Annotated in this window: 19 protein-coding genes; 8 read left to right on the top strand and 11 right to left on the bottom strand. The window is 60.8% G+C overall.

The features are described from left to right. Positions 1-23: 23 nt before the first annotated feature. Positions 24-1157 (bottom strand): alanine racemase, encoded by a 1134-nt coding sequence (alr, locus tag J3O30_RS25395; protein ID WP_207584544.1) that lies wholly within the window; start codon positions 1155-1157, stop codon positions 24-26. 130 nt (positions 1158-1287) lie between these two features. On the opposite strand from alr, the gene J3O30_RS25390 reads away from it, so the two are divergent. Both J3O30_RS25390 and J3O30_RS25385 read left to right on the top strand, forming a co-directional pair. Next, positions 1288-1752, top strand: coding sequence for an Lrp/AsnC family transcriptional regulator (locus J3O30_RS25390; protein ID WP_207584543.1), 465 nt, complete (start codon positions 1288-1290; stop codon positions 1750-1752). Between the two features lie 290 nt (positions 1753-2042). Beyond that, positions 2043-2561: a hypothetical protein gene (locus J3O30_RS25385; RefSeq protein ID WP_207584542.1), complete on the top strand. Its 519-nt coding sequence runs from the start codon at positions 2043-2045 to the stop codon at positions 2559-2561. A gap of 87 nt (positions 2562-2648) precedes the next feature. On the opposite strand, the gene J3O30_RS25380 is transcribed toward J3O30_RS25385, so the two are convergent. After that, positions 2649-4295, bottom strand: coding sequence for a cache domain-containing protein (locus J3O30_RS25380; protein WP_207584541.1), 1647 nt, complete (start codon positions 4293-4295; stop codon positions 2649-2651). A gap of 143 nt (positions 4296-4438) precedes the next feature. On the opposite strand from J3O30_RS25380, the gene J3O30_RS25375 reads away from it, so the two are divergent. Further along, positions 4439-5746, top strand: a complete 1308-nt coding sequence (locus J3O30_RS25375) for a GGDEF domain-containing protein (protein WP_207584540.1) — start codon at positions 4439-4441, stop codon at positions 5744-5746. A 34-nt stretch (positions 5747-5780) separates the two neighbouring features. On the opposite strand, the gene J3O30_RS25370 is transcribed toward J3O30_RS25375, so the two are convergent. Next, on the bottom strand, positions 5781-5981 hold the full coding sequence (locus tag J3O30_RS25370; RefSeq protein ID WP_207584539.1) for a hypothetical protein: 201 nt from the start codon (positions 5979-5981) through the stop codon (positions 5781-5783). A 213-nt stretch (positions 5982-6194) separates the two neighbouring features. On the opposite strand from J3O30_RS25370, the gene J3O30_RS25365 reads away from it, so the two are divergent. The 3 genes from J3O30_RS25365 (at position 6195) to J3O30_RS25355 (ending at position 9200) form a co-directional block, all read left to right on the top strand. After that, a complete protein-coding gene (locus J3O30_RS25365) occupies positions 6195-6887 on the top strand; it encodes a GntR family transcriptional regulator (protein WP_207584538.1) in 693 nt (230 codons plus the stop codon). A gap of 76 nt (positions 6888-6963) precedes the next feature. After that, positions 6964-7851: a dihydrodipicolinate synthase family protein gene (locus J3O30_RS25360; protein ID WP_207584537.1), complete on the top strand. Its 888-nt coding sequence runs from the start codon at positions 6964-6966 to the stop codon at positions 7849-7851. A gap of 8 nt (positions 7852-7859) precedes the next feature. After that, entirely contained in the window at positions 7860-9200 is a 1341-nt protein-coding gene (locus J3O30_RS25355; RefSeq protein ID WP_207585188.1) for an FAD-binding oxidoreductase, read from the top strand. Between the two features lie 21 nt (positions 9201-9221). On the opposite strand, the gene J3O30_RS25350 is transcribed toward J3O30_RS25355, so the two are convergent. The 8 genes from J3O30_RS25350 to J3O30_RS25315 form a co-directional block, all read right to left on the bottom strand. Continuing rightward, on the bottom strand, positions 9222-10256 hold the full coding sequence (locus J3O30_RS25350; RefSeq protein ID WP_207584536.1) for an L-idonate 5-dehydrogenase: 1035 nt from the start codon (positions 10254-10256) through the stop codon (positions 9222-9224). Positions 10257-10266: 10 nt separating this feature from the next. Further along, positions 10267-11673 (bottom strand): TRAP transporter large permease, encoded by a 1407-nt coding sequence (locus J3O30_RS25345; protein ID WP_207584535.1) that lies wholly within the window; start codon positions 11671-11673, stop codon positions 10267-10269. A 4-nt stretch (positions 11674-11677) separates the two neighbouring features. After that, positions 11678-12250: a TRAP transporter small permease gene (locus J3O30_RS25340; protein ID WP_207584534.1), complete on the bottom strand. Its 573-nt coding sequence runs from the start codon at positions 12248-12250 to the stop codon at positions 11678-11680. Positions 12251-12308: 58 nt separating this feature from the next. Further along, the gene (locus tag J3O30_RS25335; RefSeq protein WP_207584533.1) at positions 12309-13283 is read right to left on the bottom strand and encodes a sialic acid TRAP transporter substrate-binding protein SiaP; all 975 of its coding nucleotides are present in this window, start codon (positions 13281-13283) and stop codon (positions 12309-12311) included. A gap of 28 nt (positions 13284-13311) precedes the next feature. Beyond that, entirely contained in the window at positions 13312-14070 is a 759-nt protein-coding gene (locus J3O30_RS25330; RefSeq protein ID WP_207584532.1) for a FadR/GntR family transcriptional regulator, read from the bottom strand. A gap of 390 nt (positions 14071-14460) precedes the next feature. Further along, a complete protein-coding gene (locus J3O30_RS25325; RefSeq protein ID WP_207584531.1) occupies positions 14461-15237 on the bottom strand; it encodes a molybdopterin-binding protein in 777 nt (258 codons plus the stop codon). Then, positions 15234-16076: a cytochrome b/b6 domain-containing protein gene (locus J3O30_RS25320; protein WP_207584530.1), complete on the bottom strand. Its 843-nt coding sequence runs from the start codon at positions 16074-16076 to the stop codon at positions 15234-15236. The genes J3O30_RS25325 and J3O30_RS25320 overlap by 4 nt, the downstream gene beginning before the upstream one ends. 148 nt (positions 16077-16224) lie before the next feature. Next, the gene (locus tag J3O30_RS25315) at positions 16225-16473 is read right to left on the bottom strand and encodes a pentapeptide MXKDX repeat protein (protein WP_207584529.1); all 249 of its coding nucleotides are present in this window, start codon (positions 16471-16473) and stop codon (positions 16225-16227) included. A gap of 186 nt (positions 16474-16659) precedes the next feature. On the opposite strand from J3O30_RS25315, the gene J3O30_RS25310 reads away from it, so the two are divergent. Together J3O30_RS25310 and J3O30_RS25305 are read left to right on the top strand one after the other, a co-directional pair. After that, positions 16660-17208 carry a sigma-70 family RNA polymerase sigma factor gene (locus J3O30_RS25310; RefSeq protein ID WP_207584528.1) on the top strand — a complete coding sequence of 183 codons (549 nt, stop codon included), beginning with the start codon at positions 16660-16662 and terminating at the stop codon, positions 17206-17208. Next, the gene (locus tag J3O30_RS25305; protein WP_207584527.1) at positions 17205-17849 is read left to right on the top strand and encodes an NrsF family protein; all 645 of its coding nucleotides are present in this window, start codon (positions 17205-17207) and stop codon (positions 17847-17849) included. Before J3O30_RS25310 ends, J3O30_RS25305 begins: the two co-directional genes overlap by 4 nt. Positions 17850-18283: the final 434 nt, after the last annotated feature.

The following is an 18283-nucleotide window of genomic DNA, read 5'->3' as shown; positions in this document are numbered from 1 at the left end:
CCAATGATGCAGCCGGCGGGCTCTCAGCGATATTGCCTGTGATAACGATCGCCCAGACCGGTTAGGATTTCGTAAGATACAGTGCCGGCGTCGCCGGCGATGTCCTCGAGCGTCTGGCTGGGGCCGAGCACTTCGACAAGGCTGCCGAGGCTCAGCGCGCCTTCCGGCAATGCCGATATGTCGACGGTCGTACTATCCATCGACACGCGGCCGACGATTGGCAGGCGGATACCGTTGAAATAGACGGCGCCGCGATCGCTGAGGCTGCGCGGCAGGCCGTCGGCGTAGCCCGCGGCAATGGTGGCGAGACGCATTTCCCCTCGCGTGACATGCGCGCCTCCGTAACCGACTTTCGCGCCGGATGGTACAGTGCGCGTCTGCACGACGGCGACATCAAGGTTGACGACCGGTTCCATCGGGTTCTCGACGCTGGAGTTCGGAGCGCCGCCATAAAGGGCGATGCCGGGGCGAGCGAGCACGCCGTGACAGGCCCGGCCCAGGAACACGCCGCCGGAATTGGCGAAGGAGATATCGTAGCCGGGAAATTCGTCGGCAATGCGCGACATTTCGGCAAATTGCTCGCCGTTCTGCTCGCTCCCCACGTCGTCGGCTGAAGCCAGATGGCTCATGATGAACAGGATTTCGACGCTGCTGGCTTCGCCAAGGGCCACCGCCAGCTCGGTTCGCTCCTCCTCGGGAAAACCGAGCCGCGACATGCCGGTGTCGAATTGCAGCACGGCAGGCAGGCAGCGCTTCAGCATGCGCGCTGCCGTCGCCCATTGCCGCCACTGGGCCAGCGAGTTGAGAACCGGGACGATGCCCATCTCGGCGCAGGCGATCTCGTTGCCCGGCTGCAAGCCGTTCAGCACGAAAATCTGAGCGTCGCGCGCAAGGGCCGGCCGCAACCTGACGGCCTCGACGAACTGGGCGACGAAGAAATGCCTGCAGCCGTGATCATAGAGTGTTTGGGCGACCCGTTCGGCGCCGAGGCCGTAGGCGTCGGCCTTGACAACGGCCCCCGAGCGAACCGGCGCCAGCACCGATACGAGCTTACGGTAGTTACGGCCGAGCGCTGCCAGATCGATTGTCAGATAGCCCGTCGCACCCTGCATGGCCGGGACGGTGCGGGTGCGGGAAACCAAAATGTCGCTATCCATATCGACCCCTTATCCATTTGCCACCCGGAGTCTATGAAATAATGAGCGAAATTGCTCATCATTTCGTCGCATGATCTTGCACAATTTATCTATTATCCGCATAATCAGCTAAAAATTGGAATGAACAATCATGTCCGCCCTCGACGCTACCGATCGCAATATTCTGAGACTGCTGCGCCTCGATGCCCGCATGAGCAATGCCAAGCTCGCAGCAGAGATCGGCCTTTCTCCATCGGCCTGCCTCCGGCGCATCAAGATCATGGAAAAATCAGCCGTGATCCGCGGCTATACGGCGCTGGTGGACACCGGCAATGCGGATGAGATGATCGCCGTGATCATCAACATCACCCTCGAACGGCAGACGGAGGACCATCTCGACCGCTTCGAGGCGGCGGTCCGCCGGCATCCTGAGATCCGCGAATGCTTTCTGATGACGGGCGGTTCCGACTATCTCCTGCGCGTGGAGGTCGCCAGTCCGGGCGAATTCGAGCGGATCCACAAGGAAATACTATCGACCCTGCCGGGCGTTCTCAGAATTCATTCCAGTTTCTCGATCCGCAATGTTCTGGCGACGCGCACGAGGGGCAGGCGGTGAATCACACCGCGCTGGTCGAAATGCACAACGCACCTCCCTCTCCTTATTACTCAACGGTTTCAGGCGGAAGAGGAATAGCGGCCACCGTGCCTTTCCCGGTATGCGTGTTCTCGACAGCCGGCATGACCCAATTTATCGTATCCCATAGAAGTCGACCCGATTGACGCCGCAATGCGGCAAGGGCACCGACCTTCACCGCAAACGTGGCACGCCCATTCAAAGGCATGAGCCTTGTCGGAACAATCGGCCGCATCATCGGTTCGGGAGAGCGCTTAACCGGGGAGGCTTTCATGCGTGCGGCTCTGATTGCTGCCATATTCTCGCTGTCGTGCCTGCCTGACACCGCAAAGGCGTCGGAGACAGGGTTTTTGCGATCCTTGGCAGGCGATTGGCACGGGACCGGGATGGTGCTCACCAAGATCGGCGGCACAAACCTCAATGTCTCCTGTTCGCTCCGATCCGACGCCAGTGAATCCGCTGTGTCGATGAACGGGAAATGTCGCGGCCTTGCGGTTTTCACAAGAGCTTTCTCGGCCAATGTAAAGGTATTGGGACAGCGTTACACCGGCAGCTACATCGGACCATCGGGACAGCCATCCAAACTGGTGGGCAGCAGGCAGGGCGACGCGCTCAATCTTCGCGTGACCTGGGCTCGCGTGGTCAATGGCGACCGGAACGCAATATTGATGATCGAAAAAATCGGACAGGATAGGCTCCGACTGCAGACGGCCGATCGAGACCCGGCGTCAGGCCAATCCGTAGTAACGAGCCGCATCGATCTCCAACGTCCTACTTCAGCGGGAAGATAGGGAGGCAGTCGGGAGTATTGGCGTGGTCAGCTTCAACCCGCTCATGCTTCCCGGCATATCTGCTCGACTGATATCCCTGTCTGGACTTTACCTTCCGCCTCCAGGTCCCCCGGTTGAGAAGACAACTTCGAAGACGAGCCCTTCGGGCCTGTAGTCCGACCTGGATTGCGCCCGCGCCTTGGAGGAAAAGGCCCGCTCTATAAGGACGGAGCCGAAGCCTCTTTTCGTCGGCATCGACACCGCCGGGCCGCCGGTTTCCGTCCAGACGAGAAGGACGCGCCCATCATCGTGCCTCCACTCGATGGCCACGGTTCCCTGCTCGCCTCCGAGGCTCCCGTACTTCGTCGCATTGGTCGCCAACTCGTGGAGCACGAGTGAAAGCGGCAGGGCGATGTCGGCGGGAAGAACCACGTCGGGGCCAGCCAGACGAATGCGTTCCTCCGAGGCAATGTGCGCCCGCAAGGCGGCGGAGATGATCTCCCGGATGGGCGCGGCCGATCCCTCCCGCGACAGGATCAGATCATATGTGCCGGCAAGCGCCGCCAGCCTTTCGGCAAAGGCGTTGTAGCTTTCCGGATTGGCGCGCGAGAAGGTCTGCCGGGCGATCGCCTGAACGAGGGTGAAGCCATTCTTGACCCGGTGCGCCATTTCGCGGACGAGCAGAGTTCGCTCCTCCTCGGCCTGCTCGTTCTGGCGTCTGCGCTCGTCGAGTTCGTCGAGCAGCCGATCGAAGGTAGCGCCGACGACTTCCAGCTCGTCCGGCCCCGTCATGCCGGTGCGCGCCGTCGTCTGGCCGCTGCGCCACTTCTCCATCACCTCTGCTATCCTGGAGATCGGCAGGAGGATGAAGCGGTTGCCGATGAAGATCGCGGCGAGGAAGGCGAAAAGCGCGCCGCCGATGATGGCGAGCGTATTCATCAGCGTCGCCCGGTTGATCGGCGCAAAAGCCTCCGGTTTCGAGAAGCCGGCACTGACATAGAGGGGACTGGCAGGCAGGGCTATCGGGCGATAGCCGAGAACGCTCGTTGTTCCATCCTTGCCTGTAATCTCGACCACGTCGGGCTGCTCGGCATGGACCAGGCGCTGGTATTCCTCGGATATGACAGTGCCGACGAACTGCTCCGGAAGGGGAACGTGCGCGACAACGGTTCCCTTGCCGTCGGCTATGGTCACCTCGTTACCGGGCGCGACGCCACGCTCGGTGATGCGGTTCTGCAGCCAGTCCACCCGGATCCCGCTGACGATGACGGCCTTGACGGTCTCGCCTTCCATCAAAGGCATCGCAAGCGGCAGGACGGGGCGGTCGGTTAGGCGGCTCTGCGTGTAGGTCCCGACGGAAAAGTCTTTGGTTTCCAGCGTCTGCTGGAAGTAATCGCGATCGGAGAATACCACGCCGTCCGGAAAGGCCATGCTGCCGCAGACGGGCCGTCCATCAAGGCCGACGACGAAGATGGTGCGAATGTTCGGAATGCTTTCGGCGACCGACTTGAGCGCCTCGTTGCAAGCCTGGACATCGAGGTGGCGGACCGAAGGCATGGCGGACACGGACACCAGAAGGGCGTGCAGCCCCTCCACGATCCGTTCTACTTCCGAGGATGCTTGTCTGGCCGCCTCCGCCGCGGATGCGCGCATCTCTTCGTTGCGCTGATTGCGAAGCGCGACTTCGTTGTAGGCGAGCATCGCAACCACCGGCGCGAGCGCCGCGACCGCAACTGCAACCAGCTTGAGTCTCATCCTGTTCCCTCTCGGACAAGGGTTCGTAGCACGATCTGGCCCAGATCACGCGGGCTAACTTGTTTACAAAATATCAACGCACGAATCCGGCCGTCGGCGCGCAAGCCTTGCCGACCTTTCGATCGCGGCTAGATAATCCAAGGATGATTGATGCCAAAAGCATGCCTTCCGAAGGTTCTGCAGCCGGGTCTTGCTCGTCGCGGCCGCTGACTGGCGCGATGGCGGATGAGGTCGAACGTCTTTTGTCCGGCCGAACCCGTGATATCAGGCTGTCAGGAGATCTGCGCCGCCGATTCGACGAAAAGTCATGGCGACAGACGGCGAAGGTCATCCGTTCCTGGATGATCTGGGTGGCATTCGTCGATGTTCTGACGCTGGCGCTGAACGCTATTCTGCTTCCTCACCCAGTCGTCCTGTCGATGGTCGCTCCCGCCTGCCTTTTGCCGCCGGCGGCAGTATTTACGGCGATCGTTTGGAGCAAGCCGCGCGCCGCAACGGTTCAGCGAGCGTCGCTGCTTGCGGGAATGTCTCTCATTCTTCTCTCGGTGGCACTCGTCGGCGTTTTTGCCGGAGGGGAGTTTTACGAACGGCATTTGAACATCATGCTGTTCGTCGCAACGAGTGCAATCACCATCTTCAGCGTGCCGCTGGCGTGGACAATCGCGATCGCCTTTTATGCCGTCTGCCTTTATTTTATCCTTCAATGGCATAACCCGATCTTGGAAGCGGGCAGCGTCGTCGCCGCGACGCTGTTCTTTTCCTGCGGTATTATCGCGACCGTGGTTGCCCGGCGGACGATGAACATCCTGGCGCAAAAGACATTTCTGCTGGATTGCAGGGATCGGCGCCGGGTCGCGGAGCTTGCCGATGCAAATGCAAGGTTGGAGCGGCTGGCCAGAACCGATCCGCTGACGGGAATTGCCAATCGCCGCTGGATGATGGAAACGCTCGAGGGTCTGTGGCGCGACGGTCGTGAAACCGGCGTCGTCGCAGCCATGCTCATGTGCGACATTGATCACTTCAAGGCGCTCAATGATAAGCTCGGCCATGGCGAGGGCGACCGCTGCCTCGTCAAGGTTGCCGGCATCATCCAGAGCTGCGTGCGAGCCGATCGCGACCTCGTCTCGCGCCATGGCGGCGAGGAATTTTTAATCGTGCTTCCGGATGCCGAAGAAGAAGAGGCAGTCGGGGTTGCAAAGCGAATACGCGAGAGCGTGGAAGCCGCCGCCCTTCCAAACCCCTCCTCCGGTGTCGGCCCTTCCGTGACGCTCAGCGTCGGAGTAGCCTTGAAATCGGCTCTCGATACCGACATTTCACTGACCAACCTCCAGCACCAGGCCGACATGGCGCTTTATCGCGCTAAGGAGGCGGGACGCAACCAGGTCTGCGTCTTTCGTCGGCCGCAACAGGCAGCGCTATCCGCCGCCGAGCAGATCGCCGCCCGACGCTAGAACGGGAATCCCAGTGGCCAACGGCTGATCGACGTCATCGGATCACCAGGATTGCAACCATGGCGACTGCCGAGGCGAGGCCCGCGGCGTTGAGCCCGAACATCAGATATTCCGCCGCTTTTTGTCGGGGATGACCGGGCTCCACGTTTCCGAAGACGGCCGTCAACCCGCCTGCGATCCAGCTCGCCAATGTCAGGGCACCGAGAAGAAGCGCCCACTGCGTTGCTGTATCCATGTCCTGCTCCAATGCGGATACACGCCAGGCAGGGAAATGCTGCTGCGCGGGTTGATCGGTAACACGCGGGGTCCGTTTTTGTTTCCCGGCGGTAACGCACTTTGTTGTGAGCACCCTTAGGCAGCAGGCTTGAGAGATTGAGCGACGAAGACTTGACGTCCACCTAATGTCTACATAATGTCTTCAAAAGAAATTATATAGACGAGCAACATTATGAATGCCATCGCCGCCCCGGACCGTAAATCCAGCCTCGAACTCGCCTTGCGCAGACGCATCCTGACGATGGAACTGCCTCCCGGTGCGGTGCTTGATGAAGTGGCCCTGAGCGAAGAGTTCGGGCTGTCGCGACCGCCAGTGCGCGAGCTGATGCGGCAGATGGCTGGCGAAGGTTATATCGAGCTTGAGACGAACCGCGCCGCGCGCGTCAGCTCGATGAGCTACCACTCCCTGCGCGACTTCTTCCTGCTTGCGCCGATGATCTACATTACCGCCAACAAGCTTGCGGCGGAAAACCGGACGAAAGCAGAACTCGAGATTCTCAAAAACACACAGCGCGCCTTCCGCAAGGCGGTCGACGACTGCGATGTCGAGGGCCGGGTGTTCTTCAATGACCAGTTCCACCGGCAAGTCGGCGAGATGGCTCACAATGTCTACGTGGTCCCAAGCCTGCGCCGCCTGCAGATCGACCATGCTCGCATCGGAAAGATCTTCTACAAGCATCCAAATACGCCACGCATGCAGGAAGAACTCGAACTGGCGACGGATCAGCACGACGAGATGATCGAGGCCATTGAGCGGCGCGACGCCGAAGCCTCCGGGGAATTGGCGCGGCTTCACCTCGAACTGTCCCGGCGGAACATGGCCATGTACGCGGCCCCTGAGGGAATGGAAGCGCCGACCCTCTAGGCCGACCAAGATCAATACACGCAGCTCAAGACAACCTAGCTCGAACTTTCGGCCTAACGCAACGGGATTTCACTCCATGACAGCCTTTCCGTTTCCAGGACTCAATCTCGCAATCACCACCCCGTTCGACGATGCCGGCCGCATCGACTACGGGCGGCTCGAAGTCAATGTCGAGCGCTATCTCGCGGCCGGGGTCCGCAGCTTTCTGTTCAGCTCCGGGACCGGAATGCACGTCTATCTCTCCAAGCAAGAATCCGAGGAACTGATCGCCCGTGGCGTGAAACTCGTCAACGGCCGTGCGAAGGTGATTGCCCAGACCTCGGCGCTGCTGGTGGAAGAGGTCGTGGAGCGGACCGCCCGGGCGCGTGATGCCGGGGCCGAAGGCGTCATGGTGCTTCCGCCCTTCTTCGAAGGGCCGACCGACGACCAGGGCATTCTCGATTTCTACGCCGAAGTTGCTAAGGCCGGCCTACCCGTCATTGGTTACAATGTGCCGCAGACGGTTGGCGTCGCGATCACGCCGGAACTCCTCAATAGGCTGAATGAAATTCCAGGCTTCTGCGCCGTCAAGGACAGCAGCGGAGACCTAGGGAAACAGGCGGCACTCATCCGCACCGGCCGTTTCGTCATGAACGGCGCTGACCCCCTCGTTCCCTATGCACTCTATGCCGGCTGCGACGGTTTGATCTGGGGCGGAGCGAACTTTGCGCCGCGCACTTCTGTCGCCCTCGTCGAGGCGGCAGCACAGTGCAAATGGGATGAGGTGCGCGCGCTCTGGAAAATCCTGGAGCCGTCGATGGGGCTGATCTGGGAAGGCGATTACGTGCAATCCGTCTATGTAGCCGCCGAGCTCATCGGCTACGGCGCCGGCGCGCCGAGAAAGCCGCTGCGGGCGCTCGATCCGGAAAAGCTTCCAGCCCTCCGGCGCTCCCTGGAAATGCTCATGGAGCGAGAAGCGATTTGACCGAGACCATGGCCGCCAAGAACATCTTCGTCGCATCGAAGTTTCCGAAACGCGCCGGCGTTTCTGGCTGGGTGGCCACACTTCCGCCACGCACGCCTCGACCCGCATTGGGCGAAGCGATCAGCGTCGACGTCGCGATCATCGGTGGTGGTTTTGCCGGCCTATCCGCGGCCCACCGGATCTCGCGGCTCGACCCGGCCGCCCGGGTGGCCGTTCTCGAAGCGGGCATTGTCGGCGAGGGACCGGCGGGAGCCAATTCGGGCTTCATCATCGACCTTCCGCACGAGGTTTCCTCGGCCGATTTCAGCGGCGAGTCCGAAGGCAAGTTCCGCGACTCCGTGCTCTTGCAGCGTTCGGCGATCGCTTTGGCGACTGAGCTGGCCGCTGAGAACGGCTGGGGAAAGGCGCTGTTCGATCCGTGCGGCCGCTACAGCGTCGCGATGAGCACGGAAGGCGATAAGCATCTCGAGACCTATTCGATGCAGCTTTCCAGGATGGGCGAAGCGCATCGCCTGCTGAAGGCAGCGGAAATCGAAGCAGTGACGGGTTCGAAGGCCTTCACATCAGGTCTATTCTCGCCGGGCACGATCATCATCCAGCCGGCCGCCTATATCGGAGCGGTGGCCGATTGTCTGAAGGAGCCGGTGAAGCTTTTCGAGCAGACGCCGGCTCTCTCCTTCGAGCGCTCCGGCGACGGCTGGCTGGTGAAGACACCAAAGGGAAGCGTGCAGGCGGGGAAGATCATCCTGGCCAATAATGGCCATGCGGAGAGCTTCGGCTTCTTCCGCGGGCGCCTGCTCCATGTCTTCACCTACGCATCTCTGACGGAGGAATTCGATCCGGCAAGGCTCGGCGGCGACCGGAAATGGGCGGCGACTCCGGCGCTGCCGATGGGAACGACCGTTCGGCGCATCAACACCGACGGCTGCGACCGGATCCTGGTGCGCTCGCGCTACAGCTACAATCCGAGCATCGAAATCAGCAATGCCGCCATCCAGAGCGCCGGCCGCCTGCACGACGGCAAATTCTCCCACCGTTTCCCGACGCTTGCCGGCGTCGGCATGCAGTATCGCTGGGCAGGCGCGATGGCGCTGACACGCAACCATGTACCGGCCTTCGGGGAAATCGAACGGGGTGTTTTCGCAGCCTGCGGCTGCAACGGCCTCGGGGCGTCGAACTCGACCGCCGCCGGCATCGCCGCGGCCGAACGCGTGCTTGGGCATCAATCTGAACTCGGTCGCGTCTTTAGCCGACTGGCCGAACCGGTTTCGCTGCCGCCGCGGCCGCTGACGACGATCGGCGCCAGGGTTCATCTGGCCTATCGCGAATGGCGTGCGGGAGCGGAATGACAGCGTGCCGGCGCCACACCGCTAAAACGTAAGCTGTACCTTACAGGCGGCACTGCGGTCACCAGCAAGAACGAAAGCTGCCATGGCCTGTTCGAGCGGCAGGCTGTGGCTGATGATCGGCCGTATGTCGATCGTGCGGCTCGCGATCAGGTCGACCGCGGTGGCGAATTCCTCGTGGAAGCGCTGCGTGCCGTGGATGTGAAGCTCCTTGCCGACAATGGCATTGAGAGGAATCGGAATCTCTCCCGTTACGCCGACCTGCACGATCGTGCCGCGCGGCCTGATGGCGGCGATGGCGCTGCGGATCGCCGGGGCGGCGGCGGAGCATTCGAAAACGAGATCGAAATAGCCCTTCCCCGCCTCGAATTCCCCAAGCGCTGCGGCATCCCGGGAAACGTTGATCGTCCGGCTGGCACCCATCGCCTTGGCCCTCTCCAGCGCCGCGTCCGCCAGATCGGTCACCACGATCTCGGCTGCACCGTGATAAGCGGCAACGGCGACCATCAAGGCGCCGATCGGGCCGGCTCCGGTGACGAGGACACGTTTGCCGGTGATATTGCCGGCGCGCGATGCGGCGTGCAGGCAGACCGAGAGGGGCTCGCTGCAGGCCGCTTCCGCGGCGGTCGTCGCGGCCCCCACGTCGAAGCACTGCCTGGCCGGCACCACCAGCCACTCGCGGAACATGCCCTGCTCATGCGGCAATCGCATCGCGCTACCCATGAAGCGCATTTCAAGGCAGTGGATCGGCAAGCCCTGCTGGCAATACTCGCAATGTCCGCAAGGCTGGCTCGGATTGACCGCCACCAGCGTGCCGGCCTTGAGATCGACGCCCTCGCCTGCCTGGCTCACGGTTCCCGAGGCCTCGTGGCCCGGTATGATCGGCTCGCGAACCCTGACAGGTCCGAAGCCGCCATCCTGATAATAATGCAGATCGGAGCCGCAGATGCCTGCGGCGGCCATTTTGAGAAGCACCTCGCCTGAACCGGGGACCGGAACGGTGTCGGTTTCTATCCTGAGATCGCCCTTTTGGTAAAGCCGTGCCAGACGTGTCTGCATTGTATCCCTCCTATCTCAGCAGCCCGAGCTGCTCCGGCAGCCAAAGCGATACCGAGGGCACGAAGGTGATCAGGATCAGCGCCAGGAAAAGCGGCACCAGCCAGGGCAGGATCGCCATCGTCGTGCGTTCGACCGAGAGTTTCGCGACCCTCGACAGCACGAAAAGCACCATGCCGAGCGGCGGGTGTAGCAGGCCGATCATCAGGTTCAGCGTCATGATCAGGCCGAATTGAACCGGATCGATGTCGAACTTCGCGACGATCGGCAGCAGGATCGGCACGAGGATTGTGATCGCCGCGATCGTATCCAGGAAGCAGCCGACGAAGAGCATCAGCAGGTTCACGAGGATCAGGAACACCCATTTATTGTCGGTGATCGACAGGATCGCATCGGACAACAGTGCTGCGGCCTGGCTCACCGTCAGCAGCCATGCGAAGACCGAGGCCGCGGTAACGATGAAGAGAACGGATGCCGTCGTCTCGATCGTATCGAAGCTTGCCTTGGCAAGCGTCGAGAACGTCATCGTGCGGTAGCGCACAAGGCCGAGAAATAACGACCAGAGGACGGCTGCGACGGCGGCCTCCGTCGGCGTGAACCAGCCCATCGTCATGCCGCCGATCAGAATGACCGGGGTCATCAGCGCCATGACGGCGGAAAAGCGGAAATGCCAGTCGAGCGCCAGAAGCACGAGAAGAGCAATGCCCGCCGCCGCGTTCATCGATAGCCCGGCGCGCATCATCAAATAGATTGTTACAGGCACCAGCAGGACGACGACGATTTCCATTCCGGCCGACAGCAGCTCGCGCATATTAAACGGCGCGTCCGAGCCCCATCGCTTCCAATAGGCAAAGGCGGCGACGGTGATCATCATCAGCAACGTCATGACAATGCCGGGCAGGATGCCGGCCATGAAAAGTGCGCCGATCGAGACGTTCGCCATCATGCCGTAAATCACGAAAGGCAGCGACGGCGGGAAGATCGGCCCGAGCGTTGCCGACGCCGCCGTCACGCCAACCGCGGCCTCGACCGGATAGCCGTGGTCCTTCATCGCCTTGATCTCGATCGTGCCGATACCGGCCGCATCGGCAAGTGCGGTGCCCGACATGCCGGAGAAGATGACGGAACCAATGATATTGACCTGCGCCAGCCCGCCCTTCATCCAACCGACGAGCGCAACCGCAAAGGAATAGATGCGGCCTGTGACACCCGCCGAATTCATCAGGTTGCCCGCCAGAATGAAGAACGGCACGGCGAGCAGGGGGAAGCTTTCGACACCGGCGATCATGCGCTGGGCGACGATGATGTCGGGGGCAACGCCGTAGAGAACGATGTAAAGCACGGACGCGACAGCCATCGAGATTGCGACGGGCACCCCGATCAGCATCAGCACCAGAAACGAGCCAAGAAGCAGCAGCATCGGATCAATCCTCGACGGTCTGGAATTCTTCCGGGCGCTCCAGAACGGAGTAGCCGCGGCGCATATTGGCGATGAAGACGATGACCGCGCGGATCAGCATCAGCACGAAGGCGACGAGAACGGAGTAGAAGACGATGTTGCGCGGCAGCTCGACGGTGACCATCTGCTCGTCGGCGACGATATCGACATAGCGCCACATCAGGTGGCAGCCATAGGCGAAAAAGCCGATGCGAACGATGTCGACGACGGTCGCCAGCACGCGGGCAAGGCCTGCCGGCATATAGTGATAGAACACGTCCACCTGGATATGCCGCGAGGTGCGCACGCACATGACGGCGCCCAGAAAGACGACGCCGATCAGGCAGTTGATCGCGATCTCCTCGGTCCATGCATAGCTGTCGTTCAGCACATAGCGCGTGAAGAACTGCAGGAAGACACAACCCGCCATCAGCCAGAAGATCATTAGCGTGATCCAGTCTTCGATGGCGTAGTCCGACATGTTTGCGGTCGGCGCGTGGCCTTCGAATTCGTGACCGATTTCCTCGGCCGTGATTTGCGTGTGTATTTCTTGCGACATGATCGGCCTTGTTCCGGTTGGGGAAGAAGGGCGCGGCGGCTAACGCCGCGCCCTGGCTTTACTGGATCGCGCGGATTGCTTCCCAATCGGCTTTCTCGTAGCCGAAGTCCTCGAACTTGACCTTTTCCATCACGGCCTTCTCGAAATCGCCCTTATCGACCTCGGCAACGTTCAGCCCCTTTTCCCTAAAGGTCGCAATCAGGCTGTTTTCCTTGCCGGCGATCATCTTGCTCGTGCGCTCGGCGGCTTCCTGCATGACGTCGCCGAAGATCTTTTTGTCTTCGTCGGACAGGCTCGCCCACCGCGTCTTCGAGATCACGGTGTTGAGGTGATCGACGATGTGTCCGGTGAGGATGATGTTCTTCTGGACTTCGTAGAACTTCTTCGCCTCGATTGTCGTCAGCGGGTTTTCCTGTGCCTCGACCGTGCCGTTCTGCAAAGCGAGATAGACTTCGGCAAAAGCGATCGGCGTGGTGTTGGCGCCGCAGGCCCGCGGCATGGCGAGATAGGCCGGAACGTCGGGCACCCGGATCTTCAATCCCTGCATATCGGCACATTTGGCGATCGGCTTGTTCGCAGTTGTGTGGCGCGTGCCGTAATAGCTGACGGCGGCAATGTGGTTGCCGGTTTTATCCTCATAGCCTTTGGCAAGGCGTTTGAAGACATCGCTCTTGGTGTAGGCGATCAAATGATCGGGACCGCGAAAAATATAGGGGAAGTAGGTGACGCCGATCGGCTTGTAGTCGCGTGCGGCAAAGCTCGATCCCGAGATGATGATGTCGACCGTGCCGAGCTTGAGGCCCTGGTTGATATCGGCTTCCTTGCCGAGCTGCGAGGCCGGATAAACCTCGATCTTGTAGCGCCCGTCGGTTCGCTTGTTGATCTCTTCCGCGGCCCAAACGGAATCCGTGTGGAAGGGCTCGGACGTTTCATAGACATGCGCCCATTTCAGCACTGTCTCAGCATGCGCGACCGCCGTCGTCGCCATGATCGCGGCTGCGGTGCAAAGTATCGTTGTCAGTCTGCTCTTCATCGCTCTCTCCTCCGGGCTCAGTTAAGTCTCAAGTCTTGGTCGTTCCTTTCGCAGGCCGCTTGCTGCGGCCGCGCTGCTCCTCTCCCGAAAGCTCCTCCCCGAAGCTCTCGGAAAACCTCTTCTGCGACATGGTGAGATGGGCGCGCATGGCCGCCTTGGCGCCTGCGGCATCGCCGGCGGCGATCGCGTCGCGAATGGTTCGATGTTCGTCGACGGCGCTGCGCCATGTTCCCGGCCCCTCGAAGTGGCTGGCGAGCTTGGCGAAATAAGGCGTCATCCGCATGTCGAACATCTCGCCGGTTACCCGGATCAGCGTCGCATTGCCGACGATCGCGGCAATGCCGGTGTGGAAAGCGCGATCGGCGGCAAGCACCGTGCTCGCATCATTGACGCCGCCGCTCATACGCGTCAGCGCTTCATCGAGCAGGGCGATATCGTCCGGCTTGGCGCAGCCTGCAGCTTCCTCGGCAATCGCGCATTCGATGATGGCGCGCGCCTGCAGCAGCTCGAAAGGCCCCTCCACCGGCTCGCGCTCGCTCCCCGCCACAGTCGCGGCATGCTGGCGCACCACATAGATGCCGGATCCCATACGGATGTTGACGAGGCCTTCGACCTCCAGGACGATCAGCGCTTCGCGGACGGTCGGGCGTGACACCGACAGCTGTTCCGCCAGGTCACGTTCGGCCGGCAACCGCTGACCGACGGCAAGCTCGCCGCTTACGATCATCAATCGAATCTGATCGGCCACCTGCCTATAGAGGCGGCGTGATTCAACAGGCGAAAACATCTTGGGCCTCCTCGGCGCGCTTCTCCTCAAGCACGCATCTGGTCAACTGGCCTGACCAATTGGCGCATAGGTATCATCGCTGGGGTTGTGCGTCAATCCGTCGCATAAACGTTAAACAGGAAAACCACAGATGGGAACCTTCATGATTTCCAAGGATCGCGGGCTATAGGGAGAATGCGACGATCGAACAGGATCTGCCGGGGAAGTGACGCCAGACAGGCCGACTATCTGGGAGATGATCGGCCAATGGCGGATAGTGGGGCGATGGCTGATCCCGTCCTCTTGTACCAGGAACGTCATGGCGGCTTCGAGCGACGCTCGCAGATCATTGCCACACCCCGGGTGGAATAGATGGGAGGCTCGCCTCGGTTTCAGAGCCCTACCGAGGAGCTATATCCCGGCATACCATTCGTAGCCGCGATCCTCCCAGAATCCGCCATTGCCGCCGTAAAGCCGACCGAGATCCGCGACCGCTTCGATGCGGGTCAGATACTTCGCCTGCTTGTAACCGAGCTGCCGCTCGACTCTGAGCCTCAGCGGCGCTCCATGCGCCACTTCCAGGTCGCGGCCGTTCATCGAATAAGCAAGGATCGTCTGCGGGTGGAAGGCATCGACCAGATCGATACTCTCATAATACCAGCCGGTGCCATCAAGCGACTTTTCGTATTCGTCGGCGCAGTGGAACACGATATAGCGCGCCTCGGGCTTCAGCCCGACCGATTGCAGCAAGGCGCCAAGCGGCAGACCAGTCCATTTGCCGATCGCACTCCAGCCTTCGACGCAGTCGTGGCGGGTGATCTGGGTGTGCGACGGCATCGCCTTCAACTGGGCGAGCGACAGCTGAGCCGGTTTTTCCACCAGTCCGCCGATATCAAGTCTCCAGGTCGAAAACTGCTGGCTCATCCAGTCGAGATATTGCGGGTTGTCAGGCATGCTGGTGCCGTTCGAGCGAAAGACCGGCGAGAGATCCGCCTCGCTGAATTCACGCGCCAGCGCGTTGTCGCCTTGCAGGAAGCGCTGCGCCTTCATGCTGAACCCCTCAGCGATCTTCAGGACCGATTTCGTCCGGTCGCTTTCGACCAATGCGTCGCAGCCGCTCAATCCCAGCGCGGAGGCAGTCAGGGTCGAACCGATCAGGAAGCGGCGGCGGGTGATGAGGCGGCTCATTGTTCATCTCCCTGTTCGATGGCGAAATAACCGGTGATCATCGAACGCAGATTGTTGAAGACACCCGACAGGATCACCATGGCGACATGCACCAAGACGAAGGCGACGAGCGAGAAGGCAGTGAGAAAATGCAGTGTGCGGGCCGATTGCCGCCCACCGAAGATATCGAGCAGCCAGGGCGCCACGGCATCGAAGCCCGGCGACATGGTCAACCCCGTCGCAACCATCAACGGCAGCAACAGGAAGATCACCAGGAGATAGGTCAGCTTCTGTAGCGTGTTGTAGTGGCGTGCCTCGGCTCCTTTGGGAAAGCGCAGCCGGGCATGGTTGACGACCTCATGGCCGAGATGCGTGAGTGTCAGCTCCGCGCCGGCCGGGGCGAGATCCCGGCCGAAATGCCGGCTGACCAACCCATAGGCGAGATAGACGAGACCGTTGAGGACGAACAACCAGGCAAAAAAGAAATGCCAGTGCCGACCGGTCGACAGATCCTGATAGCTTGGAAGGGTAAGCCAGCTTGGAAAACCCCTCGCTGTCGCCTCGCCGTCGACATTCGAAAGACCGAGCATGCCTGTCGTATCGAAGGTGAACGAACCGACATGCGTCAGCCCCTTCACCTGACTGCCGTCTTCGGTAGCTTCCATGGAGATGAAGGACGGGTCGTTGTCGGCGCCATACTGGCCCCAATAGAGCGCCGGATGTGCATTGAATATCTGCAGGCCGCTGAACAGCAGCACCGTGAGGCACAGCACGTTCACCCAATGCGACAGGCGCACAGTAAGGCTGTGGCGGTAGATGAGCGTGCGGCCGGTTTGCGTGCCGGCATCGATCGTCGCCATGACTGTTCTCCGGATGAATGGACATTTCGGGACAAGAAGACGCGGCCGCCTACAAATACATAATTCAAAGTGCGACAGCGTCCTTTGCGTCTCTAAAAAGACGCGCGGCGCTGTAGAAAGTTTCAGCAGCCGCGCAGATGCGAAACGCCTACTTCATCGCATCGCAGGTCTTCATCATGTCGGTCTTTTTCATCGCGTCCTTTTCCATGCCGGCCTTGTTCATGCAGTCCTTCTTGGTGCCCGACATCTTCATGGCATCCTTCGACATCTTGCCGCTCTCCATAGTGTCCTTCTTCATCGCATCGGTCTTCATGGCGTCCTCAGCCGATGCGACGCCTGCGAGAGAAAGACCGACGACGAAGGTGCAGGCTGCAAGGCTGGAAAAAAGCTTGGTCATGGAACTCTCCTGAAAATGGATTTTCGTGTCCGCTGGCGACGTGCCGATGGCTCACATTAAGCTATTCGAGAGAGCGTCGGAATGCGTTACAGCCTCACGTGCATGTGATAGAGCTGTGATGCCGTTACTTTTTTGATCTTCCCTGTAACCGATTGGCCGCTTCTAGCGAATGAACTCTCTGACAGCATGACAACCGCCCATTCGGAAGAAGCCCTGAAAGCATTGATGCTTCTGTCCCTTGACGGGGACGAGGCGGCGTATCGGCGTTTGCTGGCGGCTTTGCGCCTGCTGCTCGTCGGTTATTACAGCCGCAGGATGGCCGCGGCGACGAAAGCGGATATGGAAGACCTGGTCCAGGAGACATTGCTGGCACTGCATTCTCGCCGATCCACCTATGACCGAAGAAGACCGTTCACGGCCTGGTTCTTCTCGATCGCCCGCTACAAGCTGATCGACCATCATCGCGGCCGCGGCGGACGCAGGCTGGCAGAGACCGAGCTTGGCGAGGAAATCGAAAGCGACTTCAGCGAGGATAGCTTGACGGCCCGCATGGACGTCGAGCGGTTGCTCGACGGCTTGCCATTGAGACAACAGGAGCTGATCCGGCTGGTGAAATTGGAGGGCCAGTCGGTTGCCGACACCGCAAACCGCACCGGCCAGTCTGAATCGGCGGTCAAGGTCGGCATCCACCGGGCGCTCAAGGCGCTCGGAGAGAGATTGCGAGGCGCATCGTGACAAAGACGGACGACATCATCGAAAGCCTGGCAAGGGACCTGACGCCGGTGCCGCGCAATTCACTGTGGCAGCACTTTGCGCTCGGCATATTGCCGGCCCTCGGGCTCTCCCTGGTGCTGATGCTGACCATTCTCGGTCCGCGGGTCGATATGCCTGACGTGCTGATGCTGCCGGTCTTCTGGATCAAATCGGCCTATAATGCGCTGATTGCGGTAGCGGCCTTCCTCGCCGTCTATCGGCTCTCCCGACCCGACGGTTCCGAGGGCCGCTTTTTCGGTTGGCTTGCCGTGACCTTCGCCGCCATGGCAGCGGTGGCAGCCGTCCAACTCATCATGGCTCCGACCGAGACTTACCCGGTGCTGATCCTTGGCTCCTCGGCGCTCCATTGCCCGCTGCTGATCCTTGGCTTCGCGATACCTATTTATGCCGGCGCCGTCTGGGCACTGCGCCGTACGGCACCCTCGGATCTGCGGCTGACGGGCTTCGTCGCCGGTATCGCCGCGGGAGCAGCGGGCGCCTGGGTCTATTCCTGGTTCTGCACCGAAAACGGCATGCCCTTCGTGCTGATCTGGTATTCCCTCGGCATCCTGCTCACCGGCGCGCTCGGCGCTTTCACCGGCCCTCGCCTGCTGCGCTGGTAGATCCTTCCCGGCTGGAGATCAGCGATGTGCGAACGACACATGATCTATTGCTTCATCCAATACGAAATCACCCGAATGCATGGTCAATCTGAAATCAGGCAATTCCCAGAAATGGATACCAAGGCGGCCGACTCTCGTTGGCGTCCCCAATTTCTCCTCCGCATCGGCCAGTGTGCTGGAGAAGCTCAAGTCCTTCCAGATCGGACCCTTATAGCTTTCGTACTCATCCTCATCCCCCAGAAGGCGCAGTGCGTCAACAGGAACGGACCTTTGCCGTCATCCTGGAATTCATGGTCGAAGACCACGCCCGAATGCTTGAAAGTAAGGTGTATACCCAGTCGGGGCGCGGAAATGTCGTAGGTATCCAATCCTTTATCGAGGGCGACAGCGTTGCCCCAGACAATTCCGAAAGGCTCCACTATCGTCCTGCCAGT

Source organism: Rhizobium sp. NZLR1 (assembly GCF_017357385.1).
GTDB lineage: Bacteria > Pseudomonadota > Alphaproteobacteria > Rhizobiales > Rhizobiaceae > Rhizobium.
Note: the sequence above shows the minus strand (reverse complement) of the source record. Positions and strands in the feature narration are given on the sequence as shown.

Excerpts from the sequence above, each read along its gene's own strand:
- alr (WP_207584544.1), bottom strand. The coding sequence starts at position 1,157 with ATGGATAGCGACATTTTGGTTTCCCGCACCCGCACCGTCCCGGCCATG.
- J3O30_RS25390 (WP_207584543.1), top strand. The coding sequence starts at position 1,288 with ATGTCCGCCCTCGACGCTACCGATCGCAATATTCTGAGACTGCTGCGC.
- J3O30_RS25385 (WP_207584542.1), top strand. The coding sequence starts at position 2,043 with ATGCGTGCGGCTCTGATTGCTGCCATATTCTCGCTGTCGTGCCTGCCT.
- J3O30_RS25380 (WP_207584541.1), bottom strand. The coding sequence starts at position 4,295 with ATGAGACTCAAGCTGGTTGCAGTTGCGGTCGCGGCGCTCGCGCCGGTG.
- J3O30_RS25375 (WP_207584540.1), top strand. The coding sequence starts at position 4,439 with ATGATTGATGCCAAAAGCATGCCTTCCGAAGGTTCTGCAGCCGGGTCT.
- J3O30_RS25370 (WP_207584539.1), bottom strand. The coding sequence starts at position 5,981 with ATGGATACAGCAACGCAGTGGGCGCTTCTTCTCGGTGCCCTGACATTG.
- J3O30_RS25365 (WP_207584538.1), top strand. The coding sequence starts at position 6,195 with ATGAATGCCATCGCCGCCCCGGACCGTAAATCCAGCCTCGAACTCGCC.
- J3O30_RS25360 (WP_207584537.1), top strand. The coding sequence starts at position 6,964 with ATGACAGCCTTTCCGTTTCCAGGACTCAATCTCGCAATCACCACCCCG.
- J3O30_RS25355 (WP_207585188.1), top strand. The coding sequence starts at position 7,860 with ATGGCCGCCAAGAACATCTTCGTCGCATCGAAGTTTCCGAAACGCGCC.
- J3O30_RS25350 (WP_207584536.1), bottom strand. The coding sequence starts at position 10,256 with ATGCAGACACGTCTGGCACGGCTTTACCAAAAGGGCGATCTCAGGATA.
- J3O30_RS25345 (WP_207584535.1), bottom strand. The coding sequence starts at position 11,673 with ATGCTGCTGCTTCTTGGCTCGTTTCTGGTGCTGATGCTGATCGGGGTG.
- J3O30_RS25340 (WP_207584534.1), bottom strand. The coding sequence starts at position 12,250 with ATGTCGCAAGAAATACACACGCAAATCACGGCCGAGGAAATCGGTCAC.
- J3O30_RS25335 (WP_207584533.1), bottom strand. The coding sequence starts at position 13,283 with ATGAAGAGCAGACTGACAACGATACTTTGCACCGCAGCCGCGATCATG.
- J3O30_RS25330 (WP_207584532.1), bottom strand. The coding sequence starts at position 14,070 with ATGTTTTCGCCTGTTGAATCACGCCGCCTCTATAGGCAGGTGGCCGAT.
- J3O30_RS25325 (WP_207584531.1), bottom strand. The coding sequence starts at position 15,237 with ATGAGCCGCCTCATCACCCGCCGCCGCTTCCTGATCGGTTCGACCCTG.
- J3O30_RS25320 (WP_207584530.1), bottom strand. The coding sequence starts at position 16,076 with ATGGCGACGATCGATGCCGGCACGCAAACCGGCCGCACGCTCATCTAC.
- J3O30_RS25315 (WP_207584529.1), bottom strand. The coding sequence starts at position 16,473 with ATGACCAAGCTTTTTTCCAGCCTTGCAGCCTGCACCTTCGTCGTCGGT.
- J3O30_RS25310 (WP_207584528.1), top strand. The coding sequence starts at position 16,660 with ATGACAACCGCCCATTCGGAAGAAGCCCTGAAAGCATTGATGCTTCTG.